Here is a 23,497-nt window from a genome sequence, read left to right on the forward strand (position 1 = left end):
GGCCCCGAGGGGCCCGTTTGTCTGGCGGTCGTGGGTTTCGATCAGAACTGGAACTTCACGCCGAACCGGTAGCGACGGCCGACCTGCCAGCCGTTGGACTGACCGAAGAGCGCGGAGGGATTGGCGCTCTGGTCGGTGGCCTGCTGGAAGCTGCCCGTCTCGTAGCGAGTGTTGAACAGGTTGAAGATGTCGACGCTGGGGATCAGCTTGAACTTCTTGCCGAGCTTGTAGGCCCAGTCGAGGTGCAGGTCGACGTTGCTGTTGGCCGCGTGGCGACCGTACTGGCCCATCTGCCCGTTGGCGGGGGTGGCGTTGCCGTAGCCGCCCACATCGCGGTAGGGGCTGGTGGGTCCGATGTAGCTGCCCGAGCCCACGCCGCTGCCGGTCCAGTTGGCCGGGTTGTTAGGATCGTTCATGACCACGGGATCGCCGCTGAGGTTGTCGGGGTTGGTGTAGTAGAGGTTGGAGGTGTCATACCCGGGGGCATGGCCGTTGCTGGTGGAGCCGTCGTCGAAGAGGCTCTTGGGGGTGCCGCTCTGGTAGGTGTAGGCCAAGCCCAAGCTCAGGTCGCCGCCGAAGAAGTCGAAGCGGTGGCTGGCGAAGAGCTTGACCACATGGGTGCGGTCCAGGGGTAGCAGGCCATAGCCCACATAGGTGTTGTAGTCGAAGCTGGCGGTGATGTTGCCGTCGGCCTGGCCATTGGAGCTGGAGACGATGCCCTCGTAGTTGCCTTCGAGGCGGCTCCAGGTGTAGCTGAAGCTGAAGACCTGACGGTCGGTCTTCTTGTCCAGAGTGAAGTCCACGCTGGAGAACTTGTTGCCGGCCTGCTCATAGCCAGAGTTGTGGACCGTGAAGAGGCCCGTGGCCGGATTGTAGGTATCCAGCATGTTCAGGCCCCAGTTGTTGTAGGGGTAGGGGAAACCAAAGTAGCTGATACCGCTCGGGCCCGCGCCGAGCAGGAGCAGGGTCATGCTCTTGGGGTTCGGACGCCACTGCTGGAAGGCGCCGGGGTTGCCGATGACGGCAGCGCCGGCCCCGTACTGGGGAACGCCTGCGCCCGTGAAGGCGATGGCCGGGCCTTCATCATAGGGGTTGCCGTAGCCATCGGTGAAGACCATGTCTTCCATGGGGTTCTTCAGCACGCGGTACTTGGCGTGGACGCCCGCGGTCCAGCCGCTGGCGAAGGTGTGGTCGATGCCCAGGGTGTACTCGTTGCGCTCGGGCAGCTTGGTGCCTTCGGCCACGGGATCGAAGCTGAAGGGCGTGGCGAAGTCTGTGATGCTGCTGGGTGTGGGGTTGGTGATGGCATAGGCGCCGGTGGCTGGGTTGTAGGTGGACCGGGCGGAACTGTAACGCTTGCGGAGGTAGATCTCGTTCGCGTAGACGCGGATGGCCATGCGCTGGGGGATCTGCTCGAAGTACTTGGCGTAGCTGCCGGAGACCTTGGTCTTGCCATCCTGGTTCACGTCCCAGGTGAAGCCCAGGCGGGGCTGGACGTAGTCCTTGAAGTTGCTGAACTTCAGGAAGGACTTGCCGTTCAGGTCCTTCTGGTCCTGCACCTCGTACCGAAAGCCGAACATGAGCTTGACGCCCTTGCCGATGTCCCAGGTGTCCTGGGCGTAGAAGGCCTGGAAGACGGCCTGCACGGTTGCGTTGGTGCTCAGGAACTGCTGGTCGATGCCGTTGAATACGGTCTGCTCCAATCCCGTAATTGGATCGACGACGACTGCGCTGCGGATGGTGATGCGCTCACCGCCGGAGGTGGCGGCCTTTTCGAGATAGTCCGAGGTGGTCTGGCTGACGCCGAACTTCATGTTGTGGTCGCCGAGGAACCAGCTGAGGTCGGCCCGGGCCTGGGTGGTGGTGACCTTGTCCAGGCCGGCGTAGTAGCCAGCGCCGCCGGAGCGGTAGGCGAAGCCCGCGAGATCAGGGTTGTAGCGGGGGTCGGACGGGTTGGAGCCGGGGCCAACCGTATAGAAGACGTTGTCCGTCACCGCGATGTTGTTGGGGTCCGAGGGGCTGAACTCGTCCTTGAACTCGGCGCGGCCCAGCTTGGCGCTGAGGAACAGGCTGGGGCTGATGGTCCAGTCGTAGTTCAGGCCGAAGTTCGTATTGGTGTACTTGTCGTTGTAGCCGATGTTGCCGTTGCCCGTGGTGGGGTAGCGGGACGGGAAGTCGTCCTTGGTGGTGTTGAGGTTGGCCGAGAAGGTCAGCTGGTGGTCCTGGGTGATCATCCAGTTGATCTTGGTCAGGGCCTGTAGGGCGTTGAGCTTGCGGTTGCCGTCCACGTTCCCGGTGTTGTTGGGCAGGGCGGAAGGCGACTCGGTGAGGCTGGAGTCCACACCCACGAAGAAGAACAGCTTGTCCTTGATGATGGGGCCGCCGAGCTCGGCGCCGATGTCATAGCGGCTGCTGGGGTTGCCCTGCTTGGCGTAGAGGGTCTTCTTGGGCACGGCCTGGATGCCGACGGCGTCCCAGGTGAGCCAGGTGGAGCCTTTCAGCTCGTTGGAGCCGGACTTGGTGACGGCGTTGAACACGCCGCCCAGGGCGCTGAACTCGGGCTTGAAGCCGCCCGTCTGTACTTCAACCTGGTCGATGAATTCCGTGACGAGCTGGGTGCCCTGGAAGCCGCGGCTGGTGTTGGTGGTGGACAGGCCGTCCACGATGTAGGAGTTCTCAGCGCCGGAGCCGCCGCCGATGGAGGGATCGTTACCGAAGCCAGAGGCCACGACGCCAGGGGCCAGGAAGGCCACGGAGCTCATGTCGCGGCCCTTGGGGATCGCGGAGAGGTTGTCCATGGTGGTGGTGAGGCCGGTCTGGGTGGTGGTGGTGTCCACCGTGGTGGTGGTGCCCAGCACTTCGACGACCGTGGCGGCCTCGGAGGCCATCTTGAAGGTCACGGGCTGGGTCTGGTTCACCAGCACACTGAGGGTCTGGGTGATCTTCTGGAAGCCGGCCTTGGTGACTTCCACGGTCCAGGCGCCCGGGTTCAGCAGGCCGAGGCGGAAGGAGCCGTCCGAGCCCGTGAGGAAGGTGCGCGAGGTCTGAGCGGAGCTCAGCCGCACCGTGGCACCCGCCAGGGGCGCGCCGTTCTTGTCGGACACGGTGCCCGACACGGCGCCACTGGTGGCCGTCTGCGCGTGAGCGACGATGCCGCTCCCGGCGACGAGGGCTGCGGCCGTAAAGCCGAGCCGCGTGAAGATTCGATTCATAGGGACTCCTTTGGAGTGAGCGGCGGGGGGGCCGCGAAAAAGGCGTGATGAAGTTTGATCAATCCAAACGCACCATGCCCCGGAGCATCAATGCCCGGGGAAAAGTCACGAGGACGACCAAAGATCAGGGGGAGTGTCGAAAGCATAGGGCAGGTTCCCCGGGTTACACAAATTTTTTCGCCAAGTGCCAGGAGATAACCTCACTACATGAGGCAATAAGATGACCGTCGCATCGTTTTGCACTGGCCTATGTTCTGGCCAGACATAAAAAAACGAGGCCCTCGCGGGCCTCGTTTCGGGTGGTACCGGGGTCGCTTAGAAGCGGAAGCCGGTGGAGACAGCGATGGTGCGGGCAGCACCAAAGGTGGAGTTGGAATTGAGGTTCGTGCCGAAACTGCTGGAACGAACCCAGGGGGAATTCACACCACCGGTGGGGGTGCCGTAGGTGCCAGTGGCAGCGGCGTAGGCGGTTCCGAAGGTGATCTGCTGCTGGTGGTTGAAGACGTTGCCGATGACGACCTTGGCGAACGCAGTCACATCCTTGGCCGCCACCTTGAAGAGCGGGAAGTCGTGGGTGACGGCCAGATCGAGGTAGGCACCGGCGTTAAACACGCCAGCGCCGCGAGTCTGATCCAGGTACTGCGTGCCCGTGGTGCCGAACTGCCCAGAAATGGTGGGACCGCCCAGGCGAGCGCGGCTGATGCTACGGGCGTTGCTGTAGTGGGCGCCGGAATCGAAGCGGTAGACGAGACCCATTGAGGTCTTGCCGAACGCGTTGTTGCTGGTGCGGTTGCCGGTCAGGCGGATGCGGATGGGCTGGTGACCGACCAGGTAGCCGTAGGGGGCCGTGTCCTGGTTGTTGTAGAGGGTCACGCCGTCCTGTACGTCGAAGCGGTGGATGCCTTCGCCGCGAGCGGGGCTGCTGGTGCCCTCACCCTCGTAGTTGCCCTTCAGGCTGCTCCAGGCGACATTGCCGCCGAAGTTCCACTGGTTGCGGTTGAACACGCCCTCGAGTTCCAGGCCCTTGTATTCGCGCTTGGCTTCGGGGTTGTTGTCCCAGACATTGAGGTAAATCGGAGTTCCAGTGGGATCGGGGACCGTGCCGTTGTTGCCGACGCTGTAGTCGATGAGGTTCTTCCACTTCTTGGAGACCGCAGTGACCTTGACAAAGCCATCGCCGATGCCAGCCCAGTTAAAGCTATAGGCGTAGTTCACCTGGATCTCGTCGACGGTGGGGGCCTTCAGCTTGTCGGAGAGAACGACGTTCAGCTTAGGATCGTTGTAGTAGACGATGCCCGCAGGGCTGATGTCATAGTTCGCAAGGTTCTGCAACTGGGCGAAGGTCACCCGGCCGAAACCATCAACGGCGCCGTTGTAGAGGTAGTCGATCTCGGTGGGGTTGCCCTGGCTGGTCACGGAGTTCGTGATGCCCTCGAGCACCTTGGCGTTGTAGCGGGCGAAGCTGGCACCGAAGATGTGCTTGCTGTCGCCGAACAGGTCGTACTTGGTGCCGATGCGGGGAGAAATGCCGTTGGCGCCGGCGGTCTTGGTGCCGCCCTCATTCTGAGCCTCGTACTTGTCGAAGCGCACGCCGAACTGGAAGTTCCAGTGCTGGTCGACGGTCCACTTGTCGTTGGCATAGAGGCCATACGAGCGGTTGGTGGCGGAACCGGTGCCGCTCTGGTAGATCCAGATGGCGGAACCGTAGGCGGTGCGGTTCGGCAGATTCATGCCGATGACCTCGATGATGTAGCCCGTGGGGGTCTGCTCATTCTTGGCCTGACGGGTGCCCTCGTAGTAATCGAAGCCGAAGTCGGTCTGGTGGCTGCCAGCGCCATTCCAGAAGAGGCTGGCCTTGAAGTTCAGCGTCCGGTTGTCGCGCTGGTCGCCGCCATCGGTGTTGTTGAAGATGCCGTTGTTGTAGAAGAAGCCGTTATCCACCAGGTAGAAGGGGCTCTGGCCGTTGGCAGCGCCGCCGGCGGAGAGGTTCTGCTTCTTGCGCCCGATGCGGGTATCGGTGGTGAAGTTGCTGCCCCAGGCGGCGCGCCAGGAGATGTTCGCGAACTCGGAGGTGCTGATCTGCGGCACCAGGGAGAGGAGTTCACCAGCGGAGTAGTTCCGGTTGGTGTCATCGATGCGGGCGTTCAGGAAGGAGGCGATGACCGTGTGGTCCTGGTTGACAGCCCAGGTCAGCTTGGCCTGACGGCGGATTTCCTTGGTGCGGGCGACGTAGCCGGCGCCGAGACCTTCAGGGCCGTTGGCAACGCCACCGACGCCAAATGCGTCCGTGATGTTGGCGCCGATGACCTGATTGGTTGAACGGTCGGTCTTCCAGTAGGAGGCCGTGAACCAGAGCTTGTCCTTGATGATGGGGCCGCTGAGGAAGAGGGTCTTCTCCTCGTTCATCACGTTGTTGATGGCGGTCCGGCTCTGGTAGGGCTGGGTGGCGTTCCAGGCGGGATCCGAGAGTTCCCAGCGCAGGGAACCACCGAACTCGTTGCTGCCGGAGCGGGTGATGGAGTTGATGACGCCGCCTTCCACATCGCCGTATTCAGCGGACATGGCGCCGGTGACAACCTGGGTCTCTTCAATCGCCTCATCGATCGTGCGGACGCCACGGTTGTTGTAGGCGTTGTCGGCGATGTTCTGGCCGTCCAGCAGGTAGAGGTTGCCGGAGGTCATGGCGCCGCGGATCTGCACGCGACCGCCCACGCCGGCGGTGACGCCGGGGGTGAGGAGGGCGACGCCTTCCATCGTGCGGGCGTTGGGCAGCAGGTCGACGGTGTCATTGCGGTAGTTGGTGGCGGTCTTGACGTCGGTCTTGTCCACGGCGGGGGCGGAGGCGACGACTTCAACCACGGCCGCACCCAGCTTGGTGAGGGTGACGCGGGGGCTGAAGGTCTGGTCGATGCCGAGTTGCTCGGTCACCTTGCGGGTCTCGAGGCCATCCTTGGTGTACTGGATGGTGTAGAAGCCGGGAGGCAGCAGGCGGGCGACGAACTTGCCCGTGGCATCCGTGGTGTAGGTGCGCACGCCCTGCAGGGAGGGCGAGGTGAGGCGGACGACCACGCCGGCCAAGGGGGCGCCAGCGGCGTCCACGACGTTGCCGGTGATGTTCGCGGTCTGCGTGCCCTGCGAATACAGAGCTGCCCCGCCCAGGGCGATGAGGGCCGTGATGCGGCCCAGGCGGTTGTTCAAGAGATGCATAGCATCCTCCAGAAAGTCGGGACTTGTGGTTGGGGGGGTCCCGAGGGAAAAAAACAGATCCTCAATCCGGGGGTGGCACAGGACCACCGCCGTGAAAGGGTGTGGCTGCTGATGACAGGATTGAAGACGGTGAAAAAGATCTAGGAGACAGGAGAGTAACTTTACCAGATCCCACAAGGGAATCTGGTCAGACCAGAAGAATTATGGGAACCATGTGACCGGAGACGGCACCGGTCCCCTCCGGCCCCGTCCCCTCAGCAACCAATCGAGGCCAGCAGCCAGGGCTTTGTATGCGGTTGGGTTGCTTCAATATCCATGGTTGCCAAGTATAAATCCGGCACCACCTTGTGGTTGGCCTTGGCCAGCACCTGGAACAACAGGTCACCCTTGCCCACCTTCTGACCCATCCGGGCGAGGACCCGGATGCCCACGCCCAGGTCCAGGATGTCCATCCGGTCCCGGCGGCCTGCCCCGAGGTCCATGGCCAGGATGCCCAGGGCGCGACCGTCAATGGCGGTGATGTAACCATCCTGTGCCGCCCGCACCTCCACCACCTGACCCGGCTGGGGCAGCCGGCTGAAGTCGTCGAGGGCCCCGGCGTCGCCGCCGTTGAGGGCCACGAAGCGCCGGAGGGTCGCCAGGGCGGAGCCATCCCGGATGACGGTCTGGACCTTGGTCTGGGCCTCGGGCAGGGTGTTCGCGGCGCCGCCCATGATCAGCATCTCGGCGGCGAGGCGGAAGCTCATCTGGGCCAGCTCGGAGTCGCCGTGCTCGCCGCGGAGGATCTCGACGGATTCCATGACCTCGAGGGCATTGCCGATGGCCCAGCCCAGGGGGGCGTCCATGCGGGTGATCAGGGCCCGGATCTGCATGCCGTGGGCGGTGCCCACGTTGACCATGCTCTGGGCCAGGGTGGTGGCGTCCTCCAAGGTCTTCATGAAGGCCGTGGGTCCGCACTTCACATCCAGCACCAGGGCATCGGCGCCGCCGGCCAGCTTCTTGGACATGATGCTGGCGGTGATGAGGGGGATGCTCTCCACGGTGGCCGTGATGTCCCGCAGGGCGTAGAGCTTCTTGTCCGCTGGGGCGATGTCGGCGGTCTGGGCAGAGTTCGCGAACCCCGTCTCGGCCAGACTCCGCAGGAACTCGGCCTCGCTGAGCTCGACCTTCAGGCCGGGGATGGCGGCGAACTTGTCCACGGTGCCGCCGGTATGGCCCAGGCCCCGGCCGCTGAACATGGGGCAGGGCACGCCGCAGGCGGCCACGATGGGGCCAAGGATCAGGGTGGTCTTGTCGCCCACGCCGCCCGTGCTGTGTTTGTCGACCTTGAGGCCGGGCACCGAGGACAGGTCGAGGCGCTTGCCGGAGTCCCGCATGGCCAGGGTGAGGGCCAGGGTCTCGGCGGTGTCCATGCCGCGCCAGCAGATGGCCATGAGCAGCGAGGCGCTCTGTTCGTCGGGGATGCTGCCGTCGGCGGCGCCCGCCACCCAGAAGGCGATCTGCTCGGCCGATAGGGCCCCGCCCAGCTTCTTGGTGTAGATCAGGTCGTACATCCGCATGGGATGACTCCTCGGACTCAGATGCTCTGGACCAGGTTCTCCAGGGCAGAGGCATCGCCCCGGCCCTTGAAGCGGGCCTTGTAGTCGGCCAGATCCTTCAGCGCCTGCGCGCGGTCCCCGGCGAGGCGGTCGGCATCGAGCTGGGCGGCCCAGAACGCCTCGGCCCAAGGTTCACCCGGAGTGGCCTGGGCGCGCAGGGGATCCAGCTGGGTGCGGGCCTCCTGGAGCTTGCCCAGGGCGATGGCGCGCTGGGCGAGGCGGAGCTGGCCCCAGGCGTCCGCGGGCTTCACGGAGGGCTGGCCCTTGCCGTCGAGGGCTAGGCGCCAGGTGCCCAGAAGGCCCGCCGTGGCGGCCTTCCGGGAGGAGGGGGCGCTGTTCACCAGGGCCTCGAGGCGGCCCAGGCGCTCCCGCATCCGCTTTTCCACTTCGGGAGCGGGCAGGGGCACCAGGCCATCGCCTTCCACTTCCATCTGGAGGGCGGAGAGGGCAGCTTCATGCTTCTCGGCGGCCGAGCTGCGCCAGGCGTTCCAGCCCCCGTAGAGGACACCCAGGGCCACCAGTGAAACCACGCCGATGAGGATGGGCTTCAGCAGTCCCCCGTCCTCTTCCTGCCCCTGGGCGACCTTGGTCTGGAAATGGGCCAGGCTCTGCGCGGGCTTCTGGACCTGGATCTCTCGGCTGTTGCTGGGGCGGGCCATGACGAACCTCTTCGATGAACCATCACTCGGACCCTTGAGGATGCACCAATCCCCGCCTTTCCGGCACTTGAAAATGCGCCCCCGCCTGCTAGGATGTTCGTTCGTGCCTGGGTAGCTCAGTTGGTAGAGCAATGGATTGAAAATCCATGTGTCGGCGGTTCGATTCCGTCTCCAGGCACCATGTTTAAGGCCCCCGGTTGGGGGCCTTAAACATGGTGAGACGGGATCGGAGTCGAGGCTCCGCTGCCTGGAGCCGAAGATTCCGACTCCAGGCCGACGGGATCAAGGTCACACCCTGCCGTGGGCTTCGGCGGCCGCCCTCGAGGCTGGTTTAAGCTGGTGCTTCGTTGCGATGGAGTTCCCATGCCCCTGCTCTTGCTCGCCCTGCCTGCCCTGGTGGTCCAGGCCCCCGCGCCGACCGTCAAGCCTGTGGACCGGGTCCAGGGCCTGTTCGAGGCCATCACGGAGGCCTTCATCGAGGGGAAGCGTGGCGCGATGGCCGGCCTGGTGGCCACGGGCAAGGCGGGCTGGGAGCAGGCGCGGCCAGATCTGCTTAAGGCCCTTGGGGAGGCCGAGGCCGTCGCCATCGACCGGCAGGTCAAGGCCATGGCCAAGATGACCCCCAGGGAGCAAGCGGTGGGCGCCCTGGGGGTCTCCAAGGCTCTGAGTCGGCTCCAGGGCAAGTCCCGCCAGCAGGAGCTGCGGCACGCGCACCGGACGGCTATGCTGGCCTGGTGCCTCGTGGATTCAGGCCAGCTCAATCCCCTACCTGGCGTGGCCGGAGCCTTCCAGCCTGTCATCGACGGGGACAAGGGGAGCCACACGCTGGCGGTCATGTCGGTCCAGGAATCCCTGAAGCGGCTCCAGGAGAGCCAGCAGAAGCAGCAGCCAGGCGGGGCGAAGAAGGCCCTCAAGGACCTCCTGAAGCTTGTAGACGTGCTCGAGAAGCCCTGACCCGCCTGGGTTGACATGAAACGGCCCCCTCGCGGGGGCCGTTTGCGTCCCTGAGGGAATCTACTCGCCCGCAGGCCGGTAGTCGTCGGCCAGGGTGACGGGGACCTTGGCCTTGATCTCCTTCTGGATCTCCGCGCTGATGTCGGCCATGCGCTTCTGCTTGTAGCCCTGGGCCACCTGGGCCTTGACCACCTCGAAGGCGGGGATCCCCTGGGCCTGGCCGGCGGCCTTCATTCGCTCGACCTGTTCATTGTAGAAAGCGCGCAGCTGCTCGTCCGTGGGCTCGGCGGTGGTCGAGCGCCGCTTCGCCAGCGCCTGGAAGAACACGTTGGCCTGCTGCTGCTCGAGCTGCCGTTTGACGCTTTGATCCTGGTCCAGTCCCGTCTGCTTCGCATAGGCGGTGATGGCCCGGGACATGGCGAGGCGGCTGGCGAGGTTGGCCCGTTCGTCCCGGGCGGCCGGATCGGTAAGGAAGGCCTGGGCCTCCTTGGGATCCGGGGAGAGGGTCTTCACCACATCCTGGAACTCGGCCTCGGTAATCTTCTCGCCGCCGACATTCGCGATGACGCGGCTCGTGTCGGGCTTGCCGGGCTTGCAGGCCAGGGACAGGACCAGGGCCGAACCTGCGATCAGGACGGTGCGAAAGGGCGTCTTGAACATGAAAGCTCCGGGGAAGGCATCAAAGGATCCAGAATGACAGGTCCGGGAGGGTTCCATGAGCCGAATTAGCGACCTTGAAGGCCTGGAATTGGCCGTCTACAGCGCCACCTGGTGCCCGGACTGCCGCCGCCTGGAGGCCTGGCTGGCCGAGCACCGCGTGGTCCACACCAAGGTGGACATCGAGACCGTGCCCGGGGCCGCCGAGAAGCTCGAGGCGGAGACCGGGAAGCGGGCCATCCCCTTCGTGCTAGTGAACGGGGGGCGCTGGGTCCGGGGCTACCACAAGGAGCTGCCACAGAGGCTGGATGGGGACCTGCTGGTGGAGGAGCTGCTGGCGGCGGGGAAGTAACCCGCCCCGGACACGCGCCTGATGCAGGAAACGTTCTGTCCCGCCCGGCGTGATTCCCTCCTTGTGAGGCCCCGCTCCACAGGGTGCCCCGCGGTCTGTTCCGCGACCCACTTGGTGGTGATTCCCTCCCAGTGGGGCCCCGCTTCACAGAGCCCCCCGGGCTCTGTTCCGCGACCCACTTGGTCGGGAGGTGGTCGGTCTGGTCTGCGCGTGGCACACTAGGAGGTTCTCCGGGAGTCCTCTGTGGCCAGCATTTTCTCCAGCCAGTTCTGGTCCAATTTGTTCAATTCCGACCTGGCCATCGATCTCGGCACGGCCTCGACCCTGATCCACACCAAGCAGGCCGGGCGCATCGTCATCTACGAACCCTCCATCGTGGCGGTGAACACGCTCACCCACGAGGTGGAGGCGGTGGGCGACGAGGCCAAGCAGCTGCTGGGGCGCGCCCCCCAGGGCGTGCGCACCATCCGGCCCATGAAGGACGGCATGATCTTCGAGGTGGATGCCGCCGAGAAGATGCTGGCCGCGTTCATTCTGAAGGCCCGCCCCAACCGCGGCATCGCCCGCACCCGCATCGTGGTGAGCGTGCCGCCCCGGGCCCACCAGGTGGCCCGCCGCGCCGTAAAGCAGGTCTGCTACGACGCCAAGGCCGGCGAGGTGTTCCTGGTGGACCAGACCATGGTGGCCGCCATCGGCGCGGGCCTCGCCATCAACGAGAAGCGCGGCTGCATGATCGTGGACATCGGCGGCGGCACCACGGACGTGGCCGTCATCAGCTACAACGGCAAGGTGTTCTCCGACTCCATCCTGATCGCCGGCGACGAGATGGACGAGGCGGTGGTCAAGTACATCCGCGAGAAGTACAATGTGCTCATCTCCGAGGCCTCCGCCGAGGAGGTGAAGTGGACGCTGGGATCGGCCTTCCCCTCCGAGCTGACCCGCACCATGGAAGTGAGCGGCCGGGACCAGTTCGAGGGCCTGCCCAAGACCCTCACCCTTAACGACGCCGAGATCCGCGAGGCCCTGACCGAGCCCATCGGCGCCATCATCGACCTGGTGCGCAAGGCCCTCAACGAGACCCCGCCCCAGCTGGCGGCGGACCTCATCGACCGGGGCATCTGCCTGACGGGCGGCGGCTCGCTCATCCAGGGCCTGGACGAGCGCCTGCGCAAGGAGACCCACCTACCGGTCTTCCGGGCGGAGGATCCCCAGACCGCCGTGGTGCGGGGCACCGCCTTGCTGCTGGAGAACATCCCGCTCCTGCGCCGCATCCAGATCCTCGACTAGCCGGGAGGACGCATGGTCGTCCGCGCAGCCAAGTGGAGTTGGAGCCGCGCGGGGTTGCAGCGCCTGGCTCTGGTCCTCCTCTGGCTGGGCCATGGCACCTGGGTGCTGCTGGGACCGGATCCCGCCCGCCACTGGACCGCCGTTCTGGATGTGCTCTCGCGTCCTACCCAGGCCATCGCCGCCCGGTGGGAGGGCTGGCGGGCTGCCCGCCGGGATTCCGGCCGCAGCCTGGCCGAGCTCCGCGCCGAGAACGCGCGGCTGGGGGCCGAACTGGCCCAGCTCCACACCCAGCAGGCCCAGCAGGCCCCGCGCCTGGCCGAAGCGGATGAAGCCGTGCGAATGCTCGGCCTGAAACAGCAGATCCCCCTGGCGCTGAAGTCGGCCCGGGTGCTCTTCGCGACGCGCCCGGCCACCTTCGGCGGCCTGATCCTGGACCGGGGGCAGGACCTGGGACTGGAGCCGGACCAGGGCGTCCTGGTGCCGGAGGGCATCGTGGGCCGGCTCTGGTCCGTCGGCGCCACCCAGTCGAAGGTGCTGCCCGCGGACGCCCCCAACGCCTCGGTGGCCGTCATGCTCATGCGCAGCCGGGCCACGGGCGTGCTCCAGGGCCTGGGCTCAGGGCGTGCGCTGATCCGCTACGTGAGCAACCAGGAGGTCGTGCAGCCGGGCGAGGCGGTCCTAACCAGCGGTCTGGACCGGGTCTTCCCCCGGGGCCTGCTCGTGGGCTACGTGGCCGAGGTGGCCAAGGGCGATCTTGAGTTGCGGCTGATCGTCAACCTCTCGGCGCCCCTCGACCGGGTGAATGCGGTCCTGGTGCTGCCTCCCCAGCCGCCCCTGGAGGTGCAGCCGCCCTTCGTGGCGCCGGAGACGAAACCCCAGCCGCGGAAGCGGGGGGCACCATGAGGCTCGCCCCGCCCACCCTCACACGCCAGAACCTGCTCTGTGCCGCCGCATTGGGCCTCATGGCGCTCAGCGCACCGTTCCCGGGCCTCCAGTCCGTCTTTCATGTCGCCCTGGTGCTGGCGCTGGCCCCGCGGGCCGGAGCCCCACTGTTCGGCGCCCTGTGGGCCCTGGCGGCGGGCTGGATCCTGGAGGGCTCACTGCGCCTCTACCCCCACTTCGGGGGGACGGCCTGGGCGGACCTGACGCTGGCCCTGGTGGCCGGCTGGATGGCCGGACGCTGGCCGCTGGAAGGCCTGAAGGGCTGGCTGGCTCGCCTCGCCGCGCTGAGCCTGCTCCACGCCCTCCTGGTGCATGGGGCTGTGCGCCTCGCCACCACCGCGCATCCGTGGGGCTGGGGCTGGTTCTGGGCCCTCCTGACCGTGCCGCTCTGGGGCTGGCTGGCCTGGCGCCTGCTCCATGCGGGCGCAGGGTCCGGGCGGCGCTGAGCCATGGATCCCCGGCAACGCCCCCTTCTGCGCCGAAGGCTCGGGGCCTTCAAGGTGATGACCTGGGGCCTGGTGGCCTTCCTGGTCCTCATCTACGCGTGGCTGCAGTTGGTCCGCTACTGGGAGTTCAAGCAGCTGGCCCTGCAGCAGGCGGTGAAGATCCGCCCCATTCCTGCGCCGCGGGGCCTGGTGCTGGATCGCAACGGGCACCGCCTGGTGGACAACCGACGGGCCCTGCACCTGGTCATCCAGCGGGAGGACCTGCCCACACGGCCCGAGGTGGTGGCTTCGCTCGCTGCGGCGCTGCAGGTGGACCCGGCCGCCCTGACCCGGAAGATCCAGAGCTACCGCCTGGCGGGCAAGGGACGGCCCCTGGTGCTCAAGGAGAACCTCGACGAAGCGGGCATCGCCATCGCCGAGCGCATCCGCGCCCGCTTCCCCTTCCTGGGCGTGGAGGTGGCGCCCCGGCGGGTCTACCTCGGGGATGAGCTGGCGGGCCATGTGCTCGGCTACGTAGGGGAGGTGGACGAGCCGCTGATGAAGGCCAAGCCCGACCTCTACCGGCTCGGCGAGACCATCGGCAAGGAGGGCTTCGAGGCCAGCGGCAACGACAAGTTGAAGGGCCTGGACGGCCAGAAGCGCATCCTGGTGGACCAGCTGGGCACAGAGGTTGCCAACTTCGGGCAGGAGGACGCCACGGCCGGCCGCAGCCTCTTCCTGACCCTCGACGCGGGCATGCAGAAGATCGCCCAGGACGCCATGGGCGAGGAGTCCGGGGCCGTGGTGGTGCTGGACCTTCGGGATGGCGGCGTGCTGGCGATGTATTCCAGCCCCTCGTACGACCCGAACCTGTTCCTGAACCGGCTCAGCCAGGACATGGTGGACCGCTACCTGGCCAATGACCTCACCCGGCCTATGGTGAACCGGCCCATCCAGGGCATCTACGCGCCGGGCTCCACCTTCAAGCTGCTGGTGGCCCTCGCGGCCCTGGAGAAGGGTATCGCCACGCCCCAGACGGCCATCTACTGCGCGGGCAAGAAGAACTACTACGGCCGGGACTTCCGCTGCGACAAGCCCACGGGCCACGGCACCCTCGCCATGGTGCAGGCCATCGCCCAGAGCTGCGACGTGTACTTCTACGACCTGGCTTCGCGCATGGACGTGGACGACATCCACGCCACGGCGGAGAAGTACGGCCTCACCGAGCGCACCGGCATCGACCTGCCCCAGGAGAAGCGCACCCGCATTCCCAGCCGGGCCTGGAAGCGAAAGGCCGCGCCGAAGGATCCCAAGTGGTACGCCGGCGAGACCATCAGCGTGGGCATCGGCCAGGGCGCAGTGGGCGTGACGCCCCTGGGCCTCGCCCGCTTCTACGCCCTGCTGGCCACCAAGGGAAAGCTGATCACGCCCCACCTCTTCTACGGCTTCCGGGATGACCAGAGCAACGAGCTGCAACTCGCACCGACCCCTGCCTTTAAAGACACGCCGCTCGATCCGAAGCACTGGGCGACTCTGGACGAAGGCCTCGCCGAAGTGGTGCGGAGCGGCACGGCGGGAGCCAATCCCTTCATCCGCGAGATCGCCAGCCTCGTCCCCTTCTCGGGCAAGACCGGCACCGCGCAGGTGGCCACCTTCGTGGACAAGGCCCACTACGCTCGCCAGGCCAAGAAGCTCAAGGACCACGCCCTCTTCGCGGGCTACGCGCCCCGCGAGCATCCCCAGATCGCCTTCGCCGTGGTGGTGGAGAACGCGGGGTTCGGCTCCACCGCCGCCGCACCCATCGCGGCCAAGCTGGTGAAGTACTGGTGCCTGGACCGGCTCGCCAATCCCCTGCCCCCGCCCCGGGGCCGGATGGTGGATCCCTTCGCCCCCCAGGGGCCGGAGGTCGCGGAATGAGGGAACGGTTCCGCGCCCTGGACTCGCGCCTGCTGTGGGTGATTCTGGCCCTCATCGCGCTGGGCACCCTGACGCTCTATTCGGCCGGCCGCAACACGCCCGCGGCGTCCATCTGGCTCAAGCAGAGCCTCTGGAACCTGATCGGCCTGTCCCTGATGCTGCTGCTGGCCACGGTGGATCCCCGGCGCCTCTTCCGCTACAGCTTCCCCTCGTACCTGTTGGGTCTCGTGGCCCTAGCCGCGGTGCTGGTGATTGGCAAGAAGATCGGTGGGGCCACCCGCTGGTTCGTGATTGCCGGGCAGACCTTCCAGCCTTCGGAACTGATGAAGTGGGTGACCCTGCTCTATGTCTCCCACCGCCTGGGCTCCAAGAGCGCCGACAGCGTCGGCCGGCTCGAGCTCCTCGGGGCCGTGGGGCTGGTGGTGTTTCCCATGCTGCTCATCCAGCGCCAGCCCGACCTCGGCATGGCCCTCAGTTTCCTGCCGATCCTGTTGCTCATCCCCCTGATGAAGGGGCTGCGCGCCCGCTGGGTGGTGGCGCTCATGCTCCTGGCGGGCCTCGGTGGCTTCGGCGCCTGGAAGGTCGTGCTGAAGCCCTACCAGAAGCAGAGGGTCCTGATCTTCCTGGATCCTTCGGCCGATCTGCAGGGGAAGGGCTACCAGGTGAACCAAAGCCGCATCGCCATCGGCTCCGGCGGGCTCATCGGCAAGGGTTTCACCAGCGGCTCCCAGACCCAGCTGAACTTCCTCCCCGTGAAGACCACGGACTTCGCCTTCAGCGTGTGGGCGGAGGAGCGGGGCTTCGTGGGCGTACTGCTGGCCCTCGGTCTGTTCGGCCTGCTGCTGAGCCGCATCCTGGACGCGGCCCGTGAGGCCCACACCTACGCCGAGGCCTACTTCTGCGCCGGGGCCGCCGGCATCTTCTCCCTGCACCTGCTGGTGAACGTGGGCATGGTGGCGGGGGCCCTGCCCAACAAGGGCATGGTGCTGCCCTTCTTCAGCGCGGGCGGCAGCAGTACCCTGAGCTTCTTCCTGGCCCTGGGCCTCATCATGGGCGTGCTCCACCGGGCCAGGGTGAAATGAGGGCGAGGGTGGCATGACCGACCTGCGGCAGCGGATGAAGGACCTGGCGGACCAGGTGCGCATGCACCGACAGCGCTACTACGTGCTGGACCAGCCCACGGTGTCCGACGCCGAGTACGATGCACTGGAACGGGAGCTGCGCGGCCTGGAGACGGAACATCCCGACCTTGCCGACGCGAACAGTCCAACCCGGAGGGTGGGCGCGCCGCCGGTGGATGCCTTTGAGAAGCGGCGCCACGCCACACCCATGCTCAGCCTCGACAACGCCTACTCAGAGGCCGAGCTGCGCGAATGGGAAGCGAAGTGGTGCAAGCTCGCGCCGGAGGCCAGTCCGCGCTACGCGGCAGAGCTCAAGGTGGACGGGCTCTCCCTCTCGCTGCGCTACGAAGGACGCGAACTGGTGGAGGCCCTCACCCGGGGTGACGGCGAGACCGGCGAGCAGGTCACCGAGAACGCACGGACCATCGCGGACATTCCGCTCCGGCTCCCCCCGGCGGCACCGGAACGGCTGGAGGTGCGGGGCGAGGTCTTCCTGTCCCGCAAGCGCTGGGAGGAGCTGAACCGCCAGCGGGACGCCCGCGGCGAGGCGCGCTTCGCCAATCCCCGCAACGCCGCCAGCGGCACCATGAAGCTGCTGGACAGCCGCGAAGTCGCCGCGCGCGGCCTGTCCTTCCTCCCCTGGCAGGCCCTCTGGTCCGAGGGCGCGGGTGCGGACCATGCCCAGTCCATGGCCCTGCTCGGCGCCTGGGGATTCGGCGTGATGCCCGCTCATGCCGAGGGCGACCTGATGGGCGTGCTGGCGTTCATCGCGGAGCAGGCCGAGGCCCGGCTCCGGCTGCCCTTCGACACGGATGGCGTGGTACTGAAGGTGCTCGATCCCGTGCTGCAGCAGCGACTCGGCGCCACGGACCGCGTGCCACGCTGGGCCACCGCCTTCAAGTTCCCCGCCACCCAGGTGACCACCACGGTGCTGGGCATCACCTGGCAGGTGGGACGCAGCGGCAAGCTCACGCCGGTGGCGGAACTGGAGGCCGTCGAGGTGGCCGGCTCCACCGTGCGCCGGGCTACCCTGCACAACGCCGACGAGCTGGCACGCCTGGGTCTGAAGGTCGGTCACCGCGTCTTCATCGAGAAGGGCGGGGAGGTGATCCCCAAGGTGGTGGCCCTGGTGCCGGGAGAGGAGGCCCGCGACCTGCCGGCGGCGGTGATCCCCACCGCATGCCCCGAGTGCGCTGGCGAGGTCGGCAAGACGGATGACGCGGAAGTGGCCATCCGCTGCCTCAATCCCGAGTGCCCCGCCAAGCTGGCGGCGCGCCTGCTGCATTTCGGCGGCCGCTCCGCCCTGGACATCGAGGGCCTGGGTGAGGCCCTGGTGGAGCAGGTGGTGGCGTCGAGGCGATTCGAGCAGCCTTGGGAACTGTTCAGCCTGCTGCAGGAGCCCCTGCTTGGGCTGGCCTACCTCTCTGGCTTGGACCGCATGGCCGAGAAGTCAGCCCAGAACCTGCTGCAGGGCCTGGACGAAGCCCGGATGAAGCCCCTGGACCGGTGGATCCATGCCCTGGGCATTCCCATGGTGGGAGCGCGCACCGCCGAGCTGCTGGCCGAGGCCTACCCGTCCCTGGAGGCCCTGTGGACAGCGGACGACCTGCGCCTGCAGGCCGTGGAGGAGGTGGGACCCAAAGTGGCGGCCGCCCTGCGCGCCTTCGTGGCGCTGCACCCGGAGCTGCCCGCGCGCCTCGCGGACCTGGGTGTGCAGCCTGCGCCACCCGCACTTCGGGACCTGTCGGGGCTGCCGCTGTCCGGCGAAGTCGCGGTGGTCACGGGCACGCTGCCCAGCCTGTCCCGGGAGGATGCCGAAGTCTGGCTGAAGCGGCTGGGCGCCAAGGTCACGGGCAGCGTGTCGCCGAAGACCACGCTGTTGCTGGCTGGAGAGAAGGCCGGTTCCAAGCTGGCCAAGGCTGAGGCGCTAGGCATTCCCGTGCGGGACGAGGCCTGGTTGCGGACCCTGGAGTCTTGAGGATCTGCGGAATCTGGACCGGGGAAAAAGCCCTGGACGGGGGGTCTGCCCCGTCCGATGATCGGGAAACCATCGTCCGGAAACCTCCGTGCTGACGCGCCTTGGCAAGTTCGAAATCGTACGGCTGCTGGCCCAGGGAAGCATGGGCGAGGTTTATGTGGGCCGGGATCCGATCATTGGCCGGGAGGTGGCCATCAAGGTCATCCATACGGCGGCCGGCATGGGCCCCCAGGCCCGGGAGCGCTTCGCCACGGAGGCCCGCGCCGCCGGCGTGCTGAACCACCCGAACATCGTGACCGTCCATGAGCTGGGCGAAGAGCAGGGCGTCCTCTATCTGGCCATGGAGCTGGTGAAGGGCGAGGACCTGGGCACGCTGATCCGGGCCGGGACGCTCTCCCCCAAGGACACCCTCGAGGTACTCGCCCAGGTCTGTGATGGCCTGGCCATGGCCCACCGCCACCAGATCCTGCACCGGGATATCAAGCCCTCGAACATCAGGGTGGTGTGGGATGGCAAGAGCCTCCAGGCCAAGGTGCTGGACTTCGGCGTGGCCAAGATCATCAACACGGACACCACGGACGAGGGCACGGTCTTCGGCACCGTGAACTACATGGCGCCGGAGTACCTGCAGAGCGGCCGGCCCGATTCCCGCAGCGACCTCTTTGCCGTGGGCGTGATCCTCTACGAGTCCCTGGCGGGCATCCCGCCCTTCGATGGCCCCAGCCCCGGCTCGGTGATCTACCGCCTCCTTCACGAAAACCCCACGCCGCTGCCGCCCACGGCCTTCCAGGGCATCAGCCGCGATGTGCAGGGCATCCTCCACCACGCCCTGGCTAAGGACCCGGCCAACCGCTTCCAGACCGCGGAGGACCTGGCCTCCGTCCTGCGCGCAGCCAAGGACACGTCCTGGCGCTGGGAGCAGGAGCGCCCCACGGTCGCCCTCAAGATCAAGGGCCTCGTGTCCGGTCGCGGGCCCACGCCGCCCACACCGCCCCGGGGCATGTCCGTGGTGCGGTCCGCCCCTCAGTCAGGCCCGGCCAGGCCGGCCGGCACCACCGGCTCGGGTTCCATCATCCGCCCGGTGACGGCGCCCCGCAGCACCGTGCGCGAAGCCCAGGCTCCTTCCGGCACCGGCCCCTATGGCCGGGCGGAGGTCCGCCAGGACGTGCTGGAGACCACCAAGCACCAGCTCCTCCAGGCCCTGGAGATCGATCCGAGGAATGCCAAGGCCCACGCCATGCTGCTGGTCACCCACTACCGCCTGGGCCGCCTGGATGCCGTGATGCAGACCCTGCGCCAGGCCCGGGATCGCGGCATCCCCTCGGCGGAACTCCGGGCCCTCCCCCGCTGCAACCAGGTGGTGATGGAGGAGCTGCAGACGTGCCGGCTGCCCCTGGACCTGCACGGCGAGTTCATGGAGTATCTCGGACTCTGAAGCTTCCCCGTGACTCAACCGAGAAGGAGGGCTTGGGTCCCATGGTTAGGTGAAGACATGCTCCAGAAGCTGGGCCGGTTCGAGATCCTGAAGCGTCTGGGACAGGGCGCGATGGGGGAGGTCTACCTGGGGCTTGACCCCGCGATCGGCCGCGAGGTGGCCCTCAAGACCATCCACCGCGAAGCGGCCCAGGGTGCCGAGGCGCGGGAGCGCTTCGCCCGCGAGGCCCGGGCGGCCGGGACGCTGAACCACCCGAACCTGGTGACCATCCATGAGTTCGGCGAGGACCAGGGTGTGTTGTATCTGGCCATGGAGTTCGTGCCCGGCGTAGACCTGGAGGCCATGCTGCGGGATCGCGTGCTGGCTCCGGTGGAGGCCCTGGAGGTGCTGGCCCAGGTCTGTGACGGCCTGGGCTACGCCCACCAGAAGGGTGTGCTGCACCGCGACATCAAGCCCAGCAACATCCGCGTGCGCCGCGAAGGTGACCGTCTGCACGCCAAGGTGATGGACTTCGGCATCGCCCGGGTGGCGGGCTCTGACATGACCGGAACGGGCACCCTGCTCGGTACCTTCGGCTACATGGCGCCGGAGTACATCAAAACGGGCACGCCGGACCCGCGCAGCGACCTCTTCGCCGTGGGGGTGATGCTCTACGAGGCCCTGGCGGGGCGCCGCCCCTTCGAAGGGGATACCACCGCGACCATCCTCTACCGCCTGGTGAACGAGGAGCCGCCGCCCCTCACAGCCTCGGACCTGCGCGGCCTCAGCCCCCAGGTGGGGCAGCTGCTGGCCAAGGCCCTGGCGAAGGATCCGGCCCAGCGCTTCCAGACGGCGGAGGCCATGGCCCGCACCCTGCGCGAGGCGATGGATCCCGCCTGGGCGGGCCTGCCCGGCACTCAACCCACCCGGGCCCTGCCCAGGGCTGCGACACCCCCTGTCGTGGCCACCACCGGGCGGAAGCCCCACAATCCGTGGCCCTGGATCGCCATTGCCACCACCCTCCTGGCCGGAGGGGCCGGGGCCTGGGCCTGGCTGAACCAGCCGAAGGCTTCGCGGCTCATCACCCTGCCGGCGCCGCCCAGGATCGAGCCCGCCGCCCCCGGGCCCGTGGTCGAAGCGGTTGCGAAAGCAGACCCGAAATCGGCCCTCAAGCCCGGGCCCCCAGCCGACCTGCGATCGGTGCCGAAGGAAGTCCCTCGGCCCGGTCCAGCGCCGAAAGCCCCGGCGCGCCTGTCGGAGCAGGAGGCGGCCGACCTGCTAAATGAAGCGGCCAAGGGCATGGTGGATCAGCCCCAGGGCAGTCTCGCCCAGTGCGACCGGGTGCTCCGGGACCAGCCCACGAATCCCCGGGCCTACGCCCTCAAGAACGTGGCGCTCTATGGTCTGGGCCGCTACCAGGAGATGCCAGGCGTCCTGGCCGCCGGCAAGGCGCAGGGCGTGAAGCCGATCCAGCTGCTGGCCTTCTCCTCCTTCCAGGCCATGCTCCGGGAGGAGCGGCGGGAGCGGCGACTGCCGCAGGAGGTGCGGGAGTCCCTGGCGGCCGAGATGCCGCTGGGCACGATGCGGACCGGGCCCGGGGCTTGGCCGAGGCGGGTTCAGAGGGACTGAACCTCCCGCAACAGCCAAGCCCCTTCGACCTTCCGCCAGGTCAGGCGGAAGCCGCGGTGCGAGGCGTCCTGGGGCAGCAGGCCGCCGCTGCGGCCGCTGAGGATCAGGTCCACGTCCTGGATGGCCTCGTTCCCCTGCACGGCCACCTCGTTGCGGACCACGGTCACGCCGACCTTCTCCCGCCGGAAGGTGCCCATGAGGAAGAGCCGGGCGGTGGCGCGGTCCATGCCCTCAGGGCCGCGAAACGCAGGGTCGAGGACCGCCGTGGCTGCAGCGGCGTCCCCGGCTTCCACGGCCGCGCGGCAGGCCTCGAAGGCCTTCCGCACCTGGGCCTCGGGGTTGTCGGATCGGCAAGCCACGAGCGCCGTCAGGACCCAAACAGAGGCAATCCTTTTCCTCATGGCCCCACCCCATCACACTGGACGATCACGGAAGGATAGCGCCATGGACCACAAAGGCCGCTTCGACACGCTCTGCATCCACGCCGGCCAGGCGCCGGACCCCACCAACGGGGCCATCATGACGCCCGTGTACTTCACCAGCACCTACATCCAGGAGGGGCTGGGCATCAACAAAGGCTTCGACTACGCCCGAGTTCGCAACCCCACCCGGGACGCCGTGGAGGCCAACCTGGCGGCCCTCGAGGGTGGCGCCCACGGCATGGCCTTCGGCTCGGGCATGGCTGCGGTGCAGGCCATCTTCGAGCAGCTCTCCAGCGGCGACCACGTGGTGCTGGGCGACAACGTGTACGGCGGCACCTTCCGGCTGCTGGACAAGGTGATGACCCGCTTCGGCCTCACCTACACGCAGGTGGACACCGGCGACTTGGCGGCCTTCAAGGCCTCTCTGCGGCCCAACACCAAGCTGGTGATGCTGGAGACGCCCACCAACCCCATGCTGGGCCTCACGGACATTCCCGGTGTGCGCCAGGTGATGACGGTCATGGGCTGTCAGGCGGTGCTGGCCGTGGACAACACCTTCGCCACGCCCTACAACCAGCGGCCCCTGGAGCTGGGCGCCGACCTGGTCTTCCACTCCACGACGAAGTACCTCAATGGCCACAGTGACTCCATCGGCGGCATCGCCATCACCAACCGCGAGGACATCGCCGAGGGCCTGCGCTTCCACCAGAAGGCTGCCGGCGGCATCCTCTCGCCCATGGAATCCTGGCTCATACTGCGGGGCACCAAGACCCTGCACCTGCGCATGGAGCGCCACAACGCCAGCGCGCTCACCATCGCCCGCTGGCTGGAGGGGCGCAAGGACCTGAAGGCCGTCTATTACCCCGGCCTGGAGTCCCATCCTCAGCACGCCCTGGCCAAGCAGCAGATGAAGGGCTTCTCCGGCATCGTCAGCTTCGACACTGGCGACGCGGAGCGCACGCGCCGCATGGCGTCCTCGTTCAAGGTCTTCGCGCTGGCGGAGAGCCTGGGTGGCGTGGAGAGCCTCGTCTGCCACCCCGCCAGCATGACCCACGGCAGCGTGCCCGAGGCCGATCGCCAGCGCCTCGGCATCAACGACAACCTGCTGCGCCTGAGCGTGGGTGTGGAGGACGTCCGCGACCTGATCGACGATCTGGATCGGGTGCTGAAGGTCTAGCCCAGCCCGTGCGCTTGGTATAGCTCGGGATAGCTACGCGTCTCGGCGCGGTCAGGGGCGAGGCCCAGGCCCTCCATGGCGACGCGGATGGCCTGGGGCTCCCCCTCCAGCTCCAGGTAGCAGCCGAACGGCGTCTCATCGAGACAGGCCTCCAGCTCCGTCCGCTCCCACACGGCGCGCAGCTTCTCCATGCCCATGACGGGCTGGAATCCGAGGGCACGGAGGATGGCTTCCAGGGCCTCAGGGTTCTCGATGCCGCTCTCCTGCTCGGGCCTGATCTTCAGCAGCGCGTCGGGAATCTTCGCCCCCTTCCAGGTGAGCCGTGACTGGCCCGCGTAGGACCGCGTGCGCAGGGCGGAGCCCGTCGCCCGCAGTTGGTCGTCCCGGTCCCAGAGCACGCTGACCTCGGACTGGGCCGGATGGACTTCGTGAAAGCCCAGGGCCTCCAGCAGGGACCGGTAGGGACCCGTGGCCGGGATGCGCAGTTTCAGCTCGGTCTCGAGGGCGGATTTGTGCTTCATCTGGGACCGGCCTCCCGTCGGGTGG

Annotated in this window: 18 protein-coding genes and 1 tRNA gene; 12 read left to right on the forward strand and 7 right to left on the reverse strand. The window is 67.3% G+C overall.

Annotated features, from left to right (window positions below; translation table 11 throughout):
• Positions 1–41: 41 nt before the first annotated feature.
• The 4 genes from WAS25_RS07320 to WAS25_RS07335 all read right to left on the reverse strand — a co-directional run bounded on the left by WAS25_RS07320 (position 42) and on the right by WAS25_RS07335 (position 8,676).
• Positions 42–3,212 (reverse strand): TonB-dependent receptor, encoded by a 3,171-nt coding sequence (locus tag WAS25_RS07320; RefSeq protein WP_422310863.1) that lies wholly within the window; start codon positions 3,210–3,212, stop codon positions 42–44.
• A gap of 315 nt (positions 3,213–3,527) precedes the next feature.
• The gene (locus WAS25_RS07325; protein ID WP_422310864.1) at positions 3,528–6,419 is read right to left on the reverse strand and encodes a TonB-dependent receptor; all 2,892 of its coding nucleotides are present in this window, start codon (positions 6,417–6,419) and stop codon (positions 3,528–3,530) included.
• Between the two features lie 254 nt (positions 6,420–6,673).
• Entirely contained in the window at positions 6,674–7,978 is a 1,305-nt protein-coding gene (locus WAS25_RS07330; RefSeq protein ID WP_422310865.1) for a thymidine phosphorylase, read from the reverse strand.
• A gap of 17 nt (positions 7,979–7,995) precedes the next feature.
• Positions 7,996–8,676 (reverse strand): hypothetical protein, encoded by a 681-nt coding sequence (locus WAS25_RS07335; RefSeq protein WP_422310866.1) that lies wholly within the window; start codon positions 8,674–8,676, stop codon positions 7,996–7,998.
• Between the two features lie 105 nt (positions 8,677–8,781).
• On the opposite strand from WAS25_RS07335, the gene WAS25_RS07340 reads away from it, so the two are divergent.
• Positions 8,782–8,857: transfer RNA gene (locus tag WAS25_RS07340), tRNA-Phe, on the forward strand.
• Positions 8,858–9,039: 182 nt separating this feature from the next.
• Positions 9,040–9,630: a hypothetical protein gene (locus WAS25_RS07345; protein ID WP_422310867.1), complete on the forward strand. Its 591-nt coding sequence runs from the start codon at positions 9,040–9,042 to the stop codon at positions 9,628–9,630.
• Between the two features lie 60 nt (positions 9,631–9,690).
• Here WAS25_RS07345 and WAS25_RS07350 read toward each other — a convergent pair whose 3' ends face one another.
• Entirely contained in the window at positions 9,691–10,290 is a 600-nt protein-coding gene (locus tag WAS25_RS07350) for a hypothetical protein (protein WP_422310868.1), read from the reverse strand.
• A 55-nt stretch (positions 10,291–10,345) separates the two neighbouring features.
• Here WAS25_RS07350 and WAS25_RS07355 point away from each other — a divergent pair, with 55 nt between their 5' ends.
• The 9 genes from WAS25_RS07355 (at position 10,346) to WAS25_RS07395 (ending at position 21,352) form a co-directional block, all read left to right on the forward strand.
• Entirely contained in the window at positions 10,346–10,639 is a 294-nt protein-coding gene (locus WAS25_RS07355; RefSeq protein ID WP_422310869.1) for a glutaredoxin family protein, read from the forward strand.
• A gap of 243 nt (positions 10,640–10,882) precedes the next feature.
• A complete protein-coding gene (locus WAS25_RS07360) occupies positions 10,883–11,926 on the forward strand; it encodes a rod shape-determining protein (protein ID WP_422310870.1) in 1,044 nt (347 codons plus the stop codon).
• A gap of 12 nt (positions 11,927–11,938) precedes the next feature.
• A complete protein-coding gene (gene mreC / locus WAS25_RS07365) occupies positions 11,939–12,829 on the forward strand; it encodes a rod shape-determining protein MreC (RefSeq protein WP_422310871.1) in 891 nt (296 codons plus the stop codon).
• Positions 12,826–13,314, forward strand: coding sequence for a hypothetical protein (locus tag WAS25_RS07370; RefSeq protein WP_422310872.1), 489 nt, complete (start codon positions 12,826–12,828; stop codon positions 13,312–13,314). Before mreC ends, WAS25_RS07370 begins: the two co-directional genes overlap by 4 nt.
• A gap of 3 nt (positions 13,315–13,317) precedes the next feature.
• Positions 13,318–15,210, forward strand: coding sequence for a penicillin-binding protein 2 (gene mrdA / locus WAS25_RS07375; protein WP_422310873.1), 1,893 nt, complete (start codon positions 13,318–13,320; stop codon positions 15,208–15,210).
• Positions 15,207–16,292: a rod shape-determining protein RodA gene (rodA, locus tag WAS25_RS07380; RefSeq protein ID WP_422310874.1), complete on the forward strand. Its 1,086-nt coding sequence runs from the start codon at positions 15,207–15,209 to the stop codon at positions 16,290–16,292. Before mrdA ends, rodA begins: the two co-directional genes overlap by 4 nt.
• 13 nt (positions 16,293–16,305) lie before the next feature.
• Entirely contained in the window at positions 16,306–18,309 is a 2,004-nt protein-coding gene (ligA, locus tag WAS25_RS07385) for an NAD-dependent DNA ligase LigA (protein ID WP_422310875.1), read from the forward strand.
• An 88-nt stretch (positions 18,310–18,397) separates the two neighbouring features.
• Positions 18,398–19,744: a serine/threonine protein kinase gene (locus WAS25_RS07390; protein ID WP_422310876.1), complete on the forward strand. Its 1,347-nt coding sequence runs from the start codon at positions 18,398–18,400 to the stop codon at positions 19,742–19,744.
• 57 nt (positions 19,745–19,801) lie between these two features.
• Entirely contained in the window at positions 19,802–21,352 is a 1,551-nt protein-coding gene (locus WAS25_RS07395) for a protein kinase domain-containing protein (RefSeq protein ID WP_422310877.1), read from the forward strand.
• On the opposite strand, the gene WAS25_RS07400 is transcribed toward WAS25_RS07395, so the two are convergent.
• The gene (locus tag WAS25_RS07400; protein WP_422310878.1) at positions 21,340–21,711 is read right to left on the reverse strand and encodes a hypothetical protein; all 372 of its coding nucleotides are present in this window, start codon (positions 21,709–21,711) and stop codon (positions 21,340–21,342) included. The two genes, WAS25_RS07395 and WAS25_RS07400, sit on opposite strands and share 13 nt — an antisense overlap.
• An 85-nt stretch (positions 21,712–21,796) precedes the next feature.
• Between WAS25_RS07400 and WAS25_RS07405 the strand changes: the two genes are divergently transcribed.
• A complete protein-coding gene (locus WAS25_RS07405) occupies positions 21,797–22,951 on the forward strand; it encodes a trans-sulfuration enzyme family protein (protein ID WP_422310879.1) in 1,155 nt (384 codons plus the stop codon).
• Here the strand turns inward: WAS25_RS07405 and WAS25_RS07410 are convergent.
• On the reverse strand, positions 22,948–23,472 hold the full coding sequence (locus tag WAS25_RS07410) for a class IV adenylate cyclase (RefSeq protein ID WP_422310880.1): 525 nt from the start codon (positions 23,470–23,472) through the stop codon (positions 22,948–22,950). The two genes, WAS25_RS07405 and WAS25_RS07410, sit on opposite strands and share 4 nt — an antisense overlap.
• Positions 23,473–23,497 lie beyond the last annotated feature (25 nt).

The sequence above is a fragment of the Geothrix sp. genome (genome assembly GCF_049292215.1).
Classification (GTDB): domain Bacteria; phylum Acidobacteriota; class Holophagae; order Holophagales; family Holophagaceae; genus Geothrix.

Bases quoted from the DNA above. Each gene is read 5' to 3' on its own strand.
- WAS25_RS07320 (WP_422310863.1), bottom strand. From the start codon at position 3,212: ATGAATCGAATCTTCACGCGGCTCGGCTTTACGGCCGCAGCCCTCGTC.
- WAS25_RS07325 (WP_422310864.1), bottom strand. From the start codon at position 6,419: ATGCATCTCTTGAACAACCGCCTGGGCCGCATCACGGCCCTCATCGCC.
- WAS25_RS07330 (WP_422310865.1), bottom strand. From the start codon at position 7,978: ATGCGGATGTACGACCTGATCTACACCAAGAAGCTGGGCGGGGCCCTA.
- WAS25_RS07335 (WP_422310866.1), bottom strand. From the start codon at position 8,676: ATGGCCCGCCCCAGCAACAGCCGAGAGATCCAGGTCCAGAAGCCCGCG.
- WAS25_RS07345 (WP_422310867.1), top strand. From the start codon at position 9,040: ATGCCCCTGCTCTTGCTCGCCCTGCCTGCCCTGGTGGTCCAGGCCCCC.
- WAS25_RS07350 (WP_422310868.1), bottom strand. From the start codon at position 10,290: ATGTTCAAGACGCCCTTTCGCACCGTCCTGATCGCAGGTTCGGCCCTG.
- WAS25_RS07355 (WP_422310869.1), top strand. From the start codon at position 10,346: ATGAGCCGAATTAGCGACCTTGAAGGCCTGGAATTGGCCGTCTACAGC.
- mreC (WP_422310871.1), top strand. From the start codon at position 11,939: ATGGTCGTCCGCGCAGCCAAGTGGAGTTGGAGCCGCGCGGGGTTGCAG.
- WAS25_RS07370 (WP_422310872.1), top strand. From the start codon at position 12,826: ATGAGGCTCGCCCCGCCCACCCTCACACGCCAGAACCTGCTCTGTGCC.
- mrdA (WP_422310873.1), top strand. From the start codon at position 13,318: ATGGATCCCCGGCAACGCCCCCTTCTGCGCCGAAGGCTCGGGGCCTTC.
- rodA (WP_422310874.1), top strand. From the start codon at position 15,207: ATGAGGGAACGGTTCCGCGCCCTGGACTCGCGCCTGCTGTGGGTGATT.
- ligA (WP_422310875.1), top strand. From the start codon at position 16,306: ATGACCGACCTGCGGCAGCGGATGAAGGACCTGGCGGACCAGGTGCGC.
- WAS25_RS07395 (WP_422310877.1), top strand. From the start codon at position 19,802: ATGCTCCAGAAGCTGGGCCGGTTCGAGATCCTGAAGCGTCTGGGACAG.
- WAS25_RS07405 (WP_422310879.1), top strand. From the start codon at position 21,797: ATGGACCACAAAGGCCGCTTCGACACGCTCTGCATCCACGCCGGCCAG.
- WAS25_RS07410 (WP_422310880.1), bottom strand. From the start codon at position 23,472: ATGAAGCACAAATCCGCCCTCGAGACCGAGCTGAAACTGCGCATCCCG.